13 protein-coding genes are annotated in these 15,938 nt (G+C 67.6%); 7 read left to right on the top strand and 6 right to left on the bottom strand.

Going from position 1 to position 15,938, the window contains the following annotated elements; translation table 11 throughout:
* Positions 1-53 precede the first annotated feature (53 nt).
* Positions 54-1,358, top strand: a complete 1,305-nt coding sequence (locus ACFO0G_RS15620; RefSeq protein ID WP_286401377.1) for a cation:proton antiporter — start codon at positions 54-56, stop codon at positions 1,356-1,358.
* A gap of 65 nt (positions 1,359-1,423) precedes the next feature.
* Here the strand turns inward: ACFO0G_RS15620 and ACFO0G_RS15625 are convergent, their stop codons facing one another.
* Entirely contained in the window at positions 1,424-2,866 is a 1,443-nt protein-coding gene (locus tag ACFO0G_RS15625; protein ID WP_376978760.1) for an NCS2 family permease, read from the bottom strand.
* A 111-nt stretch (positions 2,867-2,977) separates the two neighbouring features.
* On the opposite strand from ACFO0G_RS15625, the gene ACFO0G_RS15630 reads away from it, so the two are divergent.
* Entirely contained in the window at positions 2,978-3,643 is a 666-nt protein-coding gene (locus tag ACFO0G_RS15630) for a copper resistance CopC family protein (protein WP_376978762.1), read from the top strand.
* 55 nt (positions 3,644-3,698) lie between these two features.
* On the opposite strand, the gene ACFO0G_RS15635 is transcribed toward ACFO0G_RS15630, so the two are convergent.
* Positions 3,699-4,337 (bottom strand): NAD(P)-binding protein, encoded by a 639-nt coding sequence (locus ACFO0G_RS15635; RefSeq protein WP_376978949.1) that lies wholly within the window; start codon positions 4,335-4,337, stop codon positions 3,699-3,701.
* Between the two features lie 473 nt (positions 4,338-4,810).
* Here ACFO0G_RS15635 and ACFO0G_RS15640 point away from each other — a divergent pair, with 473 nt between their 5' ends.
* From ACFO0G_RS15640 to ACFO0G_RS15660, 5 genes are read left to right on the top strand one after another with little or no spacing between them, the layout of a single operon-like run.
* On the top strand, positions 4,811-5,851 hold the full coding sequence (locus ACFO0G_RS15640; protein ID WP_286401385.1) for a universal stress protein: 1,041 nt from the start codon (positions 4,811-4,813) through the stop codon (positions 5,849-5,851).
* 51 nt (positions 5,852-5,902) lie between these two features.
* Positions 5,903-8,743 (top strand): PEP/pyruvate-binding domain-containing protein, encoded by a 2,841-nt coding sequence (locus ACFO0G_RS15645; protein ID WP_376978765.1) that lies wholly within the window; start codon positions 5,903-5,905, stop codon positions 8,741-8,743.
* 9 nt (positions 8,744-8,752) lie between these two features.
* The gene (locus ACFO0G_RS15650; RefSeq protein ID WP_376978767.1) at positions 8,753-9,913 is read left to right on the top strand and encodes a LolA-like protein; all 1,161 of its coding nucleotides are present in this window, start codon (positions 8,753-8,755) and stop codon (positions 9,911-9,913) included.
* Positions 9,914-9,957: 44 nt separating this feature from the next.
* On the top strand, positions 9,958-10,935 hold the full coding sequence (locus ACFO0G_RS15655) for an ABC transporter ATP-binding protein (protein ID WP_376978769.1): 978 nt from the start codon (positions 9,958-9,960) through the stop codon (positions 10,933-10,935).
* A 13-nt stretch (positions 10,936-10,948) separates the two neighbouring features.
* A complete protein-coding gene (locus ACFO0G_RS15660) occupies positions 10,949-11,809 on the top strand; it encodes an ABC transporter permease (RefSeq protein ID WP_376978951.1) in 861 nt (286 codons plus the stop codon).
* 46 nt (positions 11,810-11,855) lie between these two features.
* On the opposite strand, the gene ACFO0G_RS15665 is transcribed toward ACFO0G_RS15660, so the two are convergent.
* The 4 genes from ACFO0G_RS15665 to ACFO0G_RS15680 form a co-directional block, all read right to left on the bottom strand.
* Complete coding sequence (locus tag ACFO0G_RS15665; RefSeq protein WP_376978771.1) at positions 11,856-13,370, bottom strand: C40 family peptidase; 1,515 nt, start codon at positions 13,368-13,370, stop codon at positions 11,856-11,858.
* A gap of 183 nt (positions 13,371-13,553) precedes the next feature.
* Positions 13,554-14,474, bottom strand: a complete 921-nt coding sequence (locus ACFO0G_RS15670; protein WP_376978773.1) for a cation diffusion facilitator family transporter — start codon at positions 14,472-14,474, stop codon at positions 13,554-13,556.
* A gap of 10 nt (positions 14,475-14,484) precedes the next feature.
* On the bottom strand, positions 14,485-14,913 hold the full coding sequence (locus ACFO0G_RS15675) for a metallopeptidase family protein (RefSeq protein WP_376978775.1): 429 nt from the start codon (positions 14,911-14,913) through the stop codon (positions 14,485-14,487).
* Positions 14,914-14,922: 9 nt separating this feature from the next.
* Positions 14,923-15,903 carry a DMT family transporter gene (locus ACFO0G_RS15680; RefSeq protein ID WP_376978777.1) on the bottom strand — a complete coding sequence of 327 codons (981 nt, stop codon included), beginning with the start codon at positions 15,901-15,903 and terminating at the stop codon, positions 14,923-14,925.
* Positions 15,904-15,938 lie beyond the last annotated feature (35 nt).

Consider the following 15,938-nt stretch of genomic DNA (forward strand, 5'->3'; position numbering starts at 1 on the left):
CAGCAAGCAATTCCTGCCGGCCGTCAACGCAACAATTCCAGGCTGGAGAGCCCATGTTTGAAGCCCCCGACATCCTTTTTGCCGCGGCCGGCCTGGCCGTCTTCATTGCCGCGGTGCTGCCCAAGCTGCTGCGCAATATGCCCCTGTCCATGCCCATGGTCTTCCTTGGCGCAGGGATGGGTGCCTTCGCGCTGATCCCCTCGCTGCCGGACCCCAACCCCGTGGAGCACAGCGACTTCGTAATGCACCTTGCGGAGGTGTGCGTGATCATCTCGCTGATGGGTGCCGGGCTTGCCCTGGACCGGCCGGTAGGACGTAAGCGCTGGTCCACCACATGGCGGCTCCTGGGGATCGCCATGCCCCTCTGCATCGTTGGACTGACCCTGCTGGGCATGTGGTTCCTTGGCCTCGGTCTCGGCGCGGCGCTGCTGGTGGCTGCCAGCCTCGCCCCCACGGACCCGGTGCTGGCCTCGGAGGTACAGGTGGGCGAGCCCGCAGACCAGGACGAGCACGCTGACAAGGAGGATGAGGTCCGGTTCGGCCTGACCTCGGAGGCCGGGCTCAATGACGGCCTGGCGTTCCCGTTCGTGTACCTGGCAATTGCCATCAGCGTCGCCGGAGCAAACCCCTCTGCCTGGTTCGGTGAATGGTTCGGCCTGGACGTGCTGTGGCGGCTGGCGGTTGGGCTTCTCGTGGGTTTCCTCACCGGCAAGCTGCTCGCGAGGCTGTTCTTTTCGGCCCGCGCCGACAGTCTCCGGCTGTCCAACCACTCCGAAGGCTTTGTGGCACTGGCGGCGACGTTCCTGGCGTACGGGTTGACGGACATGGTGGAGGGCTACGGGTTCATCGCGGTGTTTGTCTGTGCCGTGACCATCCGTGCCGCAGAACGCACCCACGGCTACCACCGGGTGCTGCACTCCTACGTTGAGCAGCTGGAACGGCTTCTGACGGTGGTGATCCTGGTCCTGCTGGGTGGTGCCATTGCCCGCGGGCTGCTCGCCGGGGTCGGCCCTGCGGAAGTGCTGGTGGCTTTGGCTTTCCTGCTGGTGGTCCGGCCGCTTGCGGGCTGGCTGGGCCTGCTGGGCGGCAAGACCGGCCCGCGGGAACGCGTGGCACTGTCCTTCTTCGGCATCCGCGGAATAGGTTCCGTGTACTACCTTGCGTTTGCGCTGGCTGAGGGCCACTTCACGGACCAGGCACACTGGCTCTGGTCCTTCATTGGGTTGGTCATTACGCTGTCCATCGTGATCCACGGTGCCACCACTTCACCGCTGATGAACCGGCTCGACCGGCTGCGGCAGAGGAAGGCGCTGGCAGTGTCCGGCGATGAGGGGCTGGCACCGAACACCCCGGTGTAGTTACCCGTGCAAACGACAAAGGGCTGGCGCGGCGAACGCCGCACCAGCCCTTTCTGCGCAGGGGTTTACTTGATGCCCAATGCAGCCTCGATGGGGCCAATGGCGAAGAAAAGCGCGAACGCCGCGGCCACGGCCCACATGAGGGGGTGGATGTCTTTGGTACGGCCCTGGACGGTCCGGATGATGACGTAGCTGATGAAGCCCGCGCCGAGGCCGTTGGCGATCGAGTAGGTGAACGGCATCAGGGCGAAGGTCATGAACGCCGGGATGGCGATGCCCCAGTCCTGCCAGTCGATCTTGCCCACCTGGGACACCATCATGAAGCCCACCACAACCAGGGCCGGGGCCACAGCCTCGAACGGCACCAGGTTGATCAGCGGGGTGAAGAACATGGCCACCAGGAACAGTAGGCCGGTAACGACCGAAGCGATGCCCGTCCGGGCACCCTCGCCGATGCCGGCGCCGGCTTCGACGTAGATCTGGTTGGAGGATACCGAGGCGCCGCCGCCGATGATGGCGCCGAGTGCGTCCACCTGGAGCACGCGGTCGACGTCGGGGATGTTGCCGTTTTCGTCCACCGTGCCGGCTTCGTTGGCCAGGCCCACCATGGTGCCCATGGCGTCAAAGAAGATGCTGAGGAGGATGACGAAGGCCAGCAGCGTGGCGGCGACGAAACCGAGGTGCTGGAAGGCGCCAAACGGGTTGGCCTTGCCGATCAGCGAGAGGTCGGGGGCGGCCCAGCCGGAGAATGCGGGGGCCACCAGGGACCAGCCCTGCGGGTTGAAGTTCTTGCCGTCGAAGCTGGGGCCGATGTGCAGGGTCGATTCCAGGATGACGGCCAGCACCGTGGAGGTGATGATGCCGATCAGGATGGCGCCCTTGACCTTGCGCACCACCAGGGCGATGGTCAGGATCAGGCCGAAGACGAAAACGGCCGTGGGCCAGCCCAGCAGCTTGCCCTCGAAACCAAGGCCAACGGGCACTGTGGTGCCTGCAACGTCGGGGATGCGGCGCACGAAGCCGGCGTTGACCAGGCCGATCAGGGCGATAAACAGGCCGATGCCCACCACGATGGCGGTCTTGAGCCCGTCCGGCACGGCCTTGAAGACGGCGGTGCGGAAGCCGGTGAGGACCAGGATCAGCATGGTGACACCTGAGAGGACCACCAGGCCCATCATGTCGGGCCACGTCAGGCCAGGGTTGGTGGCCACGGTGACGGCCACGAACGCGTTGACGCCCAGGCCGGTGGCCAGGGCGAAGGGATGACGTCCCCATGCCCCCATGAGGATAGTGAGGATGCCTGCCACCAGTGCGGTCACGGCGGCCACCGCGGTGAAGCCGAGCGTGGTGCCGCTGGAGTCCGGACCGGACAGGATCAACGGGTTCAGCACCACGATGTAGCTCATGGCGAAGAACGTGGCGAACCCGCCCCGGATCTCGCGGGAAAGGTTGGAACCGCGCTCGGTAACCCTGAAATACCGGTCCAGGGCAGAGCCTTGCTTAAGCATTAGTCCTCCGGGGGAGTGTGTGGGAATACCTGCATCCTAATGGTGCGGGAGGGGTTGGGCCGCCAAATGCGCCTAGTCTGTAAGGAAGCCAACACAAGGAGCAGCCCAACCATGCGCCAAATTCGCCGCCAGTTGCTGGGCCTTGTGCTCGGGTCCTTTATCCTTGCAGCCACATCGCTGGGCCTGGCAGGCCCAGCCTCCGCCCACGATGCTGCAGAGTCCACCAGCCCCGCCCAGGGGGCTTCGCTCGCCGCGCCGCCGGAGGAGGTCTCCGTGACCTTCAGCAACAAGCCGCTGGGCATCGGATCGTCCTTCTCGGTCAAGGATTCGGGTGGCACGGAATGGGCTGACGGCTCCGTCCAGATCGTTGATAACGTGGCAACCCAGAAGCTTCGGCAGGGCGGTCCGTCGGGCGCGTACACCGTCGCGTGGCGCGTAGTCGGGTCGGATTCCCACCCCATCGAAGGCACCTTCACCTTCACCGTGACCGGCGGCGCACCCGGTGCTGCCCCCTCCGCTGCTGCTCCGTCCAGTGCTGCGTCCTCCGGAACTTCCGCGGCGGGAAGTTCGACGGCGGCGGGTACGGTGCCGAGCATGGGCACGGCACAGCCCGGGGTGACGGAAGAGCCGTCCAGCCCCGCCAGGGCGGGAGAGCCCTTCCAGTGGAGCATTGTGATCTTTGCCGTCGTCGCGGTGGGGCTGCTGGTGGCCCTCGGCATGCTGGCCCGGCGTCGGCTTAACGGCGACGGGGACGCGGGAGAAAAGGGCGGGGAGTAGCTGCCGCCAGCAGGGCCGGAAGGCCGGGACCTGACGGTGGAAAGGGTTTGGGGCGTCAGCAGCCCAGCACCGCAAAGCTCCCCGTTGCCGGGAAGGCACCGCCGGGCTGCTGGGCAGTGCCCTGGTTGACCTTGGCCGAGATTGCCTGGCCCACGGTCTTGGCCTGGCGCAGCACTTCCTTGGGCGAGGGCGTAATCAGTTCGCCCACCCCCACCAGGTAGATGCCGATGGCGCGCATGGCCGCTGCCACGTTGCGGCCAACCGTAATGCCGAAATCATTGAGCATTCGCCGCAGCTGGCTGTGCGCGCACCGGGTCAGCACAATGTGGTCGGCCACCAGGACGCCTGTGGGGGTGTGCACCCGCCACTGCGGGGTCGATTCGTTTTTCGGGCCTTCCACCATGGTCAGCTGGACCGCGCGGGTGGTGTTCCGGACATCTACACGATGGCTTGCCGCGTAATTGCGGAGGTGGCGGAGGATCTCGTTCCGTTCCCGGAGGGTATCGCTGTCTGCCGCATCGCAGCGCTGCAGTGAGGAGGTGTTGGCGGGTTGGTTGGCGCCAAGGATGTCCAGCCCGTCCACCACTATGGAGTCCACGCCGTGCCGGCGCAGTTCGGCGGCCACGGCCAGTCCGGACAGGCCCGTGCCAATGATCACCGTGGTGGTCTGTTCGGTCCCCGCATCCCCAGGCACGCTTGACACTACAGTTTCCCTCCTTCGAAGCTTTCAGCAGGCGCCGGCATCCTCGCCGGCCCGCGTCCCGGTAACCCCAAAGTCCGGACGCAGAGTATGGCCGGAAACGTCCTGGCAGGAAGTGGCGCTTGGCGTCCCGGACCAACAATGTCCTGAAGACTACAGAACAAAAGCGGCCCTGAATAGCCCAATGGAGAAAACAATCCTCCGGGCGTGAAGGCGCTTTCCGGCGGTCGCCCTAAAGCCTGTGGATACGTGGACTCGCGTACCCCTGAATGGGCTGGCTGAGCCTGTGGATAACTGGGCTCTCGTGCCCCTGAGCAGGCTTGCTAAGCCTGTGGGGACGGAGAATAGTGGGAAACGGAAGACGGTCATTTCCTGCCGGTGCAGCCCGGAATCGGGATGTGCGGGGGAGGGTCGGTTTTCTGGCAGAATAGCCGCAACATCAGGCGTATCGCGAGGAGGCGGCCCCCATGGGCTCACGAGAGTTGCATCCGGACCCGGCCCGGGATGGTGGTGGTGCGTCTGACGCTCCCCATGGCATCGTGGTGGGCGTTGACGGCTCGGACCATGGCCAGTGCGCCTTGGTGTGGGCTGCACGCGAAGCCCAGCGCCGCCGTCGCCCTCTCCATATAGTCACCGCCTACTCTGTGCCGATTTTCGCCGCGTCAGGGCTGGACGGCGGCTACGCCACGGTGGACGACTCCGTTATCCGCGAAGGTGCCGAGGCCATCCTCAAACAGGCGCTCGAGAAGATCTCGCCGTACGACGTGGACGTGACATCCTCCGTGGAGAACGGTGACGCGGCAGGAGTTCTGCTGGAGATCTCCGAAAGCGCGGAACTGCTGGTGGTGGGAACCCGCGGCCGCGGCGGTTTCGTGGGCCGGCTGCTGGGCTCGGTCAGCAGTGCACTTCCCGCCCATGCCAAATGCCCCACAGTGACGGTGCCGTTGTTCTGCTCAAACCGGCTGGGCGAGACCACCGAGGACCGCCGGGTCAAGGCCGAGCAGGCCAAGTCCGGGCACCGGCAAGTGGAAAACGTGGTGGTGGTCGGGGTGGATGGCTCCGATCAGGCGCGCGTCGCCGTCCTCGAAGCAGCCGACCAAGCCGAACGCCTTGGCGCCTCCCTGCGCGTGGTGTGCGCCGTACCCCAGTACAGCGGTTCCCTGGCCTGGGTTCCGGCGCCGATGGACCGCAAAGCCCTGTTCGATGACATCCGGGTCACCCTGGAGGCCGGCATGGCCTGGCTCCGCAGCCACTACCCCCACCTTGAGGCCGAGTACGAGCTGAAGGACGGTTCACCGGTTGACGTGCTCGTTGAAGAAAGCCGGCACGTGGAGCTGGTGGTAGTAGGCACCCGCGGCCGGGGCGGCTTCACCGGCATGCTCCTGGGTTCAACATCCGACGGCGTGCTCCACCACGCCAAGGGACCGGTCATGGTGGTCCCGGACCGGGAGGACCCGCGCATGGCTGACCGTGCGCGGTTCGGCCCAATACTGGGCGACGCCGCCTAAAGCGCAGGACTGCCAGGCAACACGGCTATTCAGGCATACGGCACCTGGGACATGGCGCAGCAAACCCCGCCGATGGTGGGCACCAGCCCGGACGACGAGCTGGTGCTGGAGTTGCGTGGCCTCGACGCCGGGATGCTGGCGCTGGTGGGCGGCAAGGCAGCCAACCTCGGTGAGCTGTTGTCCCGCGGGTTGCCGGTTCCTGACGGCTTCTGCCTCACTACCGCTGCGTACCGCCAGGCAATCGGAGCCCCGGACAGCCTGCTCCCCGCGCTGGCAGTGGCCTACGCGGCCCTGCACACTGCAGCCGGCGCCGGAGGGGAACCACCTGACATAACCGGGCTGGCCGGAAAGGCACGTGCGGCAATCCAGGCAGCGCCGATTCCCGCTGCCGTCGCCGAGGCCGTAGGGCACGCCTACCGGGCCCTCGGTCCGGATGTTCCGGTGGCGGTCAGGTCTTCGGCCACCGCCGAGGACCTGCCGTTCGCCAGTTTCGCGGGGCAGCAGGACACATACCTCAACGTGGTGGGAGTTCCTGCGGTGCTGGAGGCCGTACGTCGTTGCTGGGCGTCGCTGTGGACTGACCGGGCAACGGCATACCGGGCAACCCTGGGGATCCACCCTGCCGGGGTGGCGCTCGCGGTGGTGGTCCAGCGGATGGTGGACGCGGAGACGGCGGGCGTCATGTTCACGGCGAATCCGCTCACCGGCAGCCGCCGCCAGGTAGTGGTGGACGCCAGTCCGGGCCTGGGCGAGTCGGTTGTCTCCGGCGCGGTCAATCCGGACCACTTCGTAGTGGATGCGCTGACCGGCAGGGTGCTGGAACTGGAACTGGGCGCCATGGGCATCGAGGTGCGGCCGCTCCCCGGCGGCGGGACACATATCCGGGAGTTGCCGGACGGCCGCGGTGGGGCCTGCCTGGCAGACAGCCAATTGCGGATGTTGGCCACGCTGGGCTTGAAGGCCCAGGAGCATTTCGGTTCCCCGCAGGACACCGAGTGGGCCATCGACCGGGCCGGTGCCCTCTGGCTCACGCAGTCCAGGCCGATCACCACGCTGTACCCGGTTCCGAGGAGCAACGGCGCCGCAGGCAGGGCCGCGCGGGGAAAACCCGTCACCGGCACCAGGGCGTACCTCTGCTTCAGCCTGGCCCAGGGGCTCACCCGGCCGCTCACCCCCGTGGGCCTCGCGGCCGTCCGCCTCATTGCCTCCTCCGTTGCCACGGCTGCCGGTTTCCCTGTTCCTGATCCCCGGCGCGGACCGTCGCCCTATGCCGAGGCCGGGCAGCGGATCTACGTTGATTTCACCACCCCGATCCGCAGCGCGGTGGGCCGACGCATCGTTCCCCGGGTTTTCGACATCATGGAGGCGCGGACCGCAACGGTCATGCGCCGGCTGATGGAGGACCCCGCCTTCTCGGTGACTAAGAGGACGCCGTTCGGGCTGCTGCGCCACGTGGCACCGGTAGCGATCCGTGCCAAGGTTCCCGCCACCCTCGTCCATGCCCTGTTCCGGCCCCGCGCGGCCCTGCGCCGGCTGGACCAGTTCACCCAAGACTATGAAGCCTCGCTGGCTCCCGATGCAGGCGCTGATACCTTGGTGCGGCTCGACCACGCTGAATCGCTCTTGGGGTCACGCCTGTTCTTGATCGTGCCGGCCATCCTGCCCCTTCCCGCCCTGGGCTTCGCCATGTTGGGCCTCGCCGGGAAGCTGCTTGGCGGAGATGCATGGGATGAACTGCAGCCTGTGATCCGCGGCCTGCCCCACAATGTCACCACGGAAATGGACCTGGAATTGTGGCGCCTCGCAACAGCCATCCAGGAAGACCCGGACTCGCGCGCCGCGCTCCTGACGAAGAACCCCTCCATCCTCGCGGACGCATACCGGGCCGGGGAGCTGCCCGCCCGCCTGGACGCCGGCCTGGCAAGGTTCCTGGACAGGTACGGCCAGCGGGCAGTGGGTGAAATCGACGTAGGACTGCCGCGATGGTCGGAGGAACCGGCACACATCCTGGGAATCCTCGCCAACTACCTCCGCCTGGATAACCCGGCGCTGGCCCCTGACGCCCAGTTCAGCAAGGCAGCCGAGGATGCCGACGAACAGGTGGAACGGCTGGTTGCCCGCGCAGCGGCCCGGGGCAGGATCCGGGGACGACTCGTGCGCGCGGCGCTGCGCAGGGCACGGTTGTTTGCCGGCCTGCGGGAGCTGCCAAAGTACCTTTTGGTGCTTGGACTCGGGGAAGTCCGCCGGCAGCTGCTCCTGGTTGGCAGGGAACTGGAGCAGGCGGGCACCATCGCGTGCCGGGACGACGTGTTCTTTTTGGACTTCGCCGAGGTCCGTCGCGCATTGGCGGGCAACACCCCTGGCACGGAAGGGCCTGCCCTGGACCTGCGGCAGCTTGTGGCGGAGCGGAAGCAGGAGTACGCCCGGGAGCTTAGGCGTCGGCACATCCCCAGGGTGCTGCTCTCGGACGGCACCGAACCCGAAGCGGTGCGGGCCGCCGTCGGAAGTTCCGGGGACGGAACCCTGGCCGGCAGCCCGGCCTCGGCGGGAACGGTGACTGCCCCGGCACGGGTCATCCTGGATCCGGTCGGCGCCCGCCTTGAGCCGGGCGAGATCCTGGTGGCGCCGTCCACGGACCCTGGTTGGACTCCGCTGTTCCTCACGGCGGGAGGGCTGGTGATGGAGATGGGCGGAGCGAACTCGCACGGCGCCGTGGTGGCCAGGGAGTACGGCATCCCGGCGGTGGTGGGAGTGGCGAACGCAACGGGCCGCATCAGCACCGGCCAGAAAATAACGGTCGACGGCGGTGCGGGAACCGTGGTGCCGGAACCGCCAGGAACGCCCCGGGACGGAGGGCTGCGGAGGGGCGCGGAGCCGCCGGCACGGGCGTAGTCTTTAGGTATGGGCTCCAACAGGCTGGGTTCCAGCGGACGCTTTCAAGTGAACACCACAGCACCGGGCCGTCGGGTGTGGCTGCGGTGGCTGCCTGCCGTGGCGGCCCCGGTAGTTATTGCCGCAGGCGCCCTCGCGGGGTCCCTCCCGGCAGGGGCCAGCGACCCCTTGCCGGCCAGGACGTTCGCCCAAGTCCTGGAGCTGGCAGCCAGCCATCAGGTGCAGGCCTTTGCGGGGACCGTGGAGCAGTCGGCCGATCTGGGGCTGCCGGAGCTGCCGGCCACCGGCAAGCCGTCCGCGCCTGCATCCCCGGGCAGCGCAGCTTCCGTGATTGAGCTGCTGTCCGGCAAGCACACCGCCCGTGTCTTCATGGACGGCAAGGACAATGCCCGGGTTCAGGTGATGGACCAACTGGCCGAGCGGGATGTTGTCCGCCACGGCAGCGATGTGTGGTTCTATTCGTCGAAGGACAACTCGGCGGCGCACGTTGCGCTGCCCGCACATGACCCGGCGTCGCCAAAGGACCGCCAGGGGGCAGGCGGCATGCCTACACCGGCCGAGGTGGCCCAGCAGTTCCTGTCCAAGGTTGACCCCAGCACAGCCGTATCCGTGGGACCGGACGTTTCCGTTGCCGGCCGGGCAGCCTACAACCTGCTGATTGAGCCACGCACAGACGCAACCCTGGTGGGCAAGGTGGCCATCGCCGTCGACGGCCAAAACGGCATGCCCCTGTCCGTCCAGGTAACCGCACGCGGAGCGGACAAGCCTGCTTTCAGCTCCGGCTTCACCAGCCTCTCCCTGGCCGTCCCCGACCAGTCCGTCTTCGCCTTCACCCCGCCCCCGGGCAGCACCGTCAAGGAACTCCCGGTTCCGGACAAGTCCCGTGAGCACGCTGACGGTGCCCATCAGGACGGCATGCACAAGGGCGCCAAGGGACAGGTGTCCGTAACCGGTACCGGCTGGGAAACCGTGGTGGGCACCGCAAAGGGTAATGCCTCTGCAGCCGGATCCGTCCTGCAGGATCCGCTGCTGTCCCAGGCTGCCGTCGCCGTACCCGGCGGCCGGCTCCTCTCCACCGCACTCATCAACGTCCTGGTCACCGACGACGGACGCGTCTTCGCGGGAATGGTGCCGCCGGAACAGCTGCAGTCAGCAGCAGCGGCCCAGTAAGTGGTGGCCGGACGGGGAACGGTGGCCATGCGGGGGCTGCTCCGGTGAGCGGCGCCCTGGCGATTGAAACCCGTGGCCTGAGCAAGCACTTTGGCCAGCAGACCGCCGTCGACCGCGTGGACCTCGCCGTTCCGCACGGGACGGTCTTCGGCTTCCTGGGGCCCAACGGGTCCGGCAAGACCACCACCATCCGCATGCTGCTGGGCCTGGCCGCTGCGTCCGCCGGAACGGTAAGCCTGCTGGGCCGCGAGATGCCGGACAAACTCCACGAGGTCCTCCCGCGGGTGGGCGCGTTGGTTGAGGGGCCGGCCTTCTACCCCTTCCTCTCCGGCGCCGCCAACCTGCACCGGCTGGATTCGGCCAGCCCGCACACCGTGCCGGCAACGCGGAAGGCGCGGGTGCAGCAGGCGCTGGAGCGTGTGGGCTTGGAACACGCCGCAGGCAAACGGGTGCACGCGTACTCGCTGGGAATGAAGCAGCGGCTGGGCATCGCCAACGCCCTGCTCTCGCCGCGGGACCTGCTGGTGCTGGACGAGCCCACCAACGGGCTGGATCCGCAGGGCACCCGGGAAGTCCGCAACCTGGTGCGGTCCCTGGCGCATGAGGGCGCCACCGTTTTTGTGTCCAGCCACCTGCTGGCCGAGGTGGACCAGATGTGCACCCATGCCGCCGTCATGAGCGCCGGCAGGCTTGTGGCGCAGGGGCCGCTGGCTGAGCTGCGGCAGGCAGGGTCCACCCGCCTCCGGCTGGTCACGCCCGACGGCGGGACGGCCCGGGAGGTCCTGGCCCGGCTGGGGCTGGCACCTGACCCCGGACAGGCTGGACCGCGTGCACAAGCCGATGGGGAGACCGTTGTGGCGGTGCTCCAGACCGGCGCCCAACAGCCGGAGGTGCTCCCGGAGGACGTCGTGGCGCACCTGGTGCACGCCGGCGTTCGGGTCCGGGGGTTCGCCGTCGAGCGTGAAAGCCTTGAAGACCGCTTTGTTGCCCTCACCGGGGAAGGATTCGACGTTGCCCAGTAGCGTGCCCGCCGACATGCCCGAAGCCGCCGGAACGGCCCGGCCGGCAGCAGCCCCGCGAAGCTCCGGATTCTCCCTGCTTGGGTCAGAACTCAAGGTTTTGTTTGCGCGCCGCCGGACCTGGGCGTTGCTCCTGGCTCTGGCTGCCATCCCGGTCCTCATCGCCATCGCCGTGAAAGTCTCTTCCGCCGTCCCGCCCGGCAGGGGTCCCGCATTCCTTGACCGGATCACCCAGAACGGCCTGTTCGTTGCCTTCACCGCCATTCTGGTCTCCGTACCGCTGTTCATGCCGCTTGCGGTGGGGGTGGTGGCCGGGGACACGATCGCAGGCGAGGCGAACCTGGGAACCCTCAGGTACCTGCTGGTGGCACCGGCCGGACGGGTACGGCTCCTGCTGGTCAAGTACGCAGGCGCGCTGGCCTTCTGCATCGCGGCACCCTTGACCGTGGGCGTCGCCGGGGCGGCCATCGGAGCCGCGCTTTTCCCGGTAGGCCCGGTGACGCTGCTCTCCGGCGGCGTGGTCCAGCCGGGCGAAGCGGCTTTGCGCATCGTGCTGATCGCCGCCTACCTGGCGGTATCCCTGGCGGGCCTGTCCGCGATCGGGCTGTTCCTGTCCACCCTCACCGTGGTTCCGGTCGGGGCCATGGCTGCCACCGTGGTGGTCTCGGTGGTGTCGCAGGTCGCGGACCAGCTGCCGCAGCTGGAGTGGCTGCACCCGTGGCTATTCAGCCACTACTGGCTCGGTTTTGGCGACATGCTGCGCCAGCCGCTGGTATGGGATTCCTTCGGCAGCAACGCCCTGCTCCAGGCCGGCTACGTGGCAGTGTTCGGAGCACTCGCCTACGGCCGGTTCGTCACCAAGGACATTCTGAGCTGACGACGCCGGCGGCAAACTTCACTGCCGCAGGGTCCGGCGATGAGGGTCAGTAGCGGGCCGCGTACGGGTAAAGCTCCATGCCCACCATCGAGCTGATGCTGGAAACGGTGATGCCTTCCTGCGGGTTGAGGGCCTGCACCACCTGGCCGTTCCCCAGGTAAATGGCTACATGGTAGAAGTTCGGTGCCGAGCCCCAGACCAGCAGGTCGCCGCGGCGGGCCTGCGAAATCGGAACGTGGACCGGGGCTGCCGCGTACTGCTGGGAGGCTGTGCGCGGGAGGTACTGGCCAGCCGCGGCGAAGGCGTTCTGCACCAGCCCGGAACAGTCGAAACCGTAGACCCCGGTCCCGCCCCACTGGTAGTAGTACGGTGCCCCCACCTTCCCCAGGGCTACGGAGATCGCTGCCTCATAGGTGCCTGAACCCGTTGAAGGGGCGGGCGCAGGAGCCGGTGCAGGCGCGGGCGCGGGAGCCGGGGCAACGGGAGCAGGGGCAGGAGCCGGCGCGGCGGGAACCGGCGCAGCAGGAGCAGGTGCCGGAGCAACGGGCGCGGGCGCGGGTGCAACAGGTGCCGGTGCGGCCGGCGCTGCGGGGGCTGCTGCTGGAGCAGGTGCCGCAGGGGCCGTGTCCGGGCTTGGGTCGTTCTGGCCGGCAGCAGCCTGGTTTTGCCCGCCCTGGTTCTGCCCGCCTTGGTTCTGCGCTGCCTGGTTTTGGGCTGCCTTATCCTGGGCGGCCTTGTCCGCTGCAGCCTTGTCTGCGGCGGCGGACAGTGCGGCGAGGCGGGCCTCCTCGCGCTGCCGGTCCAAGGCATCTACGCGGGCTGATTCGAGCGCCACCGTGGTGTTGCGGAGCTGTGCGAGTTGGTCCACCAGGACGGTCCGCTGGGCCTTGGCGTCAGCCACAGCCTTGGCCTGTGCGGCGTTGGCCTGTTCCGCCTGGGACTTCCGCTGTTCCGCCGTCTTGGCTGCATCGTCGGCGGCCTTGGAGGCGTCATCCGCAGCTGCGGTCAGGGAACGGTAGGCGGTGGCTGCGGCGTCGGCAGCTTCGAAAGCCCGGCTGCGGCTGGCGGAGAGGGCCTCGAGCGTGGCGGCCTGCTGCAGGCTTTCACCGCCGCTGGCGAAGGTGCCGAGGGTGGGGTTCAGGCCGCCGTTCCGGTACAGGTCACCGGCGAGCTGCCCCACCTGCTTGCGGGTTTTGTCCTGCTGTTCCCGGGCGGAGTCGGCCTTGGCTGCGGCGACTGATGCCGCCTCGGTCCGCTGCTGCAGTTCCACCAGTGCCTCGCTGTAGGCGTTGTTGGCCTGCATGGCCACCGCGAACGCGGCCTGCTGGGCTGTGGACGCGTCGGCCAGGATGCGTTCGATGTCCGTGACCTTGTCCGCCGTTGCGGACTCGCTGGCCTTGGCTGCGGCAATGTCCTCGGGCGACGGGATCTCGGGCGTCGCCGGAACGGTCAGGGGCAGGGACGGTGCCGGGACTGCGGCCGCCGGCGTTGCGACGGAAGCAAAAAGGACGACGGCGGCGCAAAGCACGGCCGTCCTGCGGCCGGATCCGGATAAAGCCATCTGCAGAGACCTCGCAACAGTAAGGCTGGGAGTGAGGTTCTGGATGCGGCACAACCGTGCCCCTCAGCTGCTCGCCAGCAGTCCGAGGCTACGTGACCATCTGCACATTGGCAACACTAGTCACATCAATAACATAAACCACAACAGTGTCATTAGCGGCGGAATCCGCGGGGGTGTGTCGGCTCAGGCGTGTTGGTGTTCCTCATGTGCGGAGTGGCTGGCGGGTTCCAGCTGGAAGGTGCAGTGGTCCGTGTCGAAGTGGGATCCCAGGCACGTGATGAGCTTGTCCAGCAGCTGGTCGGCGCCCCGGGCGTTGAGCACGCCGTCCTCCACCACCACGTGGGCCGAGAACACCGGAACGCCTGATGTGATGGTCCAGATGTGAATGTCATGGACGTCGGTCACACCCGCCACCGAAAGGATGTGCTCGCGGATCATCTGCACCTCCACTCCCTTCGGGCTGGCTTCCAGCAGGACGTCCACCACATCGCGCAACAGGCTCCAGGCCCGCGGGAGGATCATCAGTGCGATCAGGACGGAAGCAATGGTGTCCGCTGCCTGGAAGCCGGTCAGCATGATCACCACGGCGGCGATGATGACGGCCACCGAGCCCAGGAGGTCGCCGAGCACTTCCAGGTAGGCGCCGCGGATGTTCAGGCTTTCCTCCTGCGCCGTACGCAGAACCAGCAGCGATACCAGGTTGGCCACGGCGCCGAGGATGGCGGCAGACAGCATGATGCCCGTCTGCACTTCCGGGGGTGCGCCGAACCGTCTGATGGCTTCAGTGAAAATGACCACCGAAATCACAATCAGGATCAGCGCGTTGGCCAGGGCCGCGAGGACCTCTGCCCGCTGGAAGCCATAGGTCCGCTGATCGCTCGCGGGGCGGCCCGCGATCCATGCAGCCAGCAGGGCGATGGTGACGCCGGCCGCGTCGGAGAGCATATGCCCCGCGTCCGCCAGCAGGGAGAGTGACCCGGAAAGCACGGACCCCACGATCTGGATGACCACCACGCCAAGGGTGATCCCCAGGACGGCCACAAGGCGTTTCCGGTGCCGGCCGGTGGCGGTCATCCCGTGGCTGTGGCTGTGGTCGTGTCCCATGTTTACAAGGCTAGCCCCAGCCCAGTTCATGCAGCCGGTCATCGGAAATGCCGAAGTGGTGCGCGATTTCGTGGACCACGGTCACGGCCACTTCGTGGATCACGTCGTCCCGCGAGGCACTGATTTCCAGGATCGGTTCGCGGAAGATTGTTATCCGGTCCGGGAGGGAGCCGGCTTCCCACCACGAATCGCGCTCCGTCAGCGGAACCCCTTCGTACAGCCCCAGCAGCACCGTGTCCGGATCCTCCCCAGGCCCCGGCACGTAATCGTCGTCGATGAAGACCGCAACGTTGTCCATGGCGCGGGCCAGCCGCTCCGGAATGCTGTCCAGGGCGTCCTGGACAGCGGCCTCAAACTCGTCGGGGGACATGCTGAAGCCGGAAGGCTCGTGCGGGCCGTCGGGGACGATCGGCAGGCCCGGCGGCAGATTGGTTGGCATGCCCAGACCCTACCGCTGGAAGCGTTGTTGCCGGAGGCGGTCCGCCCGGGACCTGCGGCGGGTCAGCCCCACTCCCACCAGGCACACCAGCCCGCCCACCAGTCCCCAGGCAGTGGGGATTTCGCCCAGCAGCAGCCAGGAGATCAGGACGGTGGTGCCGGGGACCAGGTAGGTGGTGGCCGCCAGCTTCCCGGCATCCACGAGTGACAACGCGTAGGCCCAGGTGGTGAAGGCGATGGCGGTCGGGAAAACGCCAAGGTACACGAGCCCCAGCGTGGCCTGCGGCGGGGCTGCCTGCACTTCGGCCGCCAGCTGCCCTGCGAAGGGCAGGCAGCACAGCGCTCCCACCACGATGCCGAACCACGTGGCCTGGGCCGCCGGGAATTTCCGCACAACCGGTTTCTGGATGATGACGCTGACCGCGGCGAGGACCGCTGCAAGGAGGCAAAGCGCCACACCCGCCAGGTCCGCCGTCGAACCTTCCCCTGGTGTTCGCGGCTGCCCTGAACCGAGGGCGATCAACGCGACCCCGGCAAACGCCACCGTGCTACCGATGAGGAGCCAGCGCGGAAACCCTTCCTTGAGGAAGATGCCCGCCATGATGGCCACCAAAATGGGGTTGACGTTGATCAGCAGGGCACTGGTGCCGGCATCCAGGATGTGCTCCGCGGCGTTCAACGCCACGTTGTACCCGCCGAACCACATCACGCCGTAGGCGAGGATGGGCAGCCACTCGCGGCCCATGGGCAACAGCCGGCTCTTGAGAAGTTGCGGCACCACCAGGAAGGCCAGGACGACGGCGGCAATCGCCAGCCTCCCCAGAGTCAGGGAGCCGGGGGAGAAGTGCGGGCCAATGGCCCGGATGCCCACGAACGCCGAGGCCCACAGCACCACGGTGACCACCATGGCCGCCACGCCCAGGGCCTTGACGGGAGCAGCCGCTGGAGCTTGGGGAGGAAGTGGTTGGCGGGCGGGGCTGGTGGAAGGCATGAGATAAATCTACGGCGGATGCGGGCACCGGACTG

This window comes from Arthrobacter sedimenti (assembly GCF_042652025.1).
Taxonomy (GTDB): domain Bacteria; phylum Actinomycetota; class Actinomycetes; order Actinomycetales; family Micrococcaceae; genus Arthrobacter; species Arthrobacter sedimenti.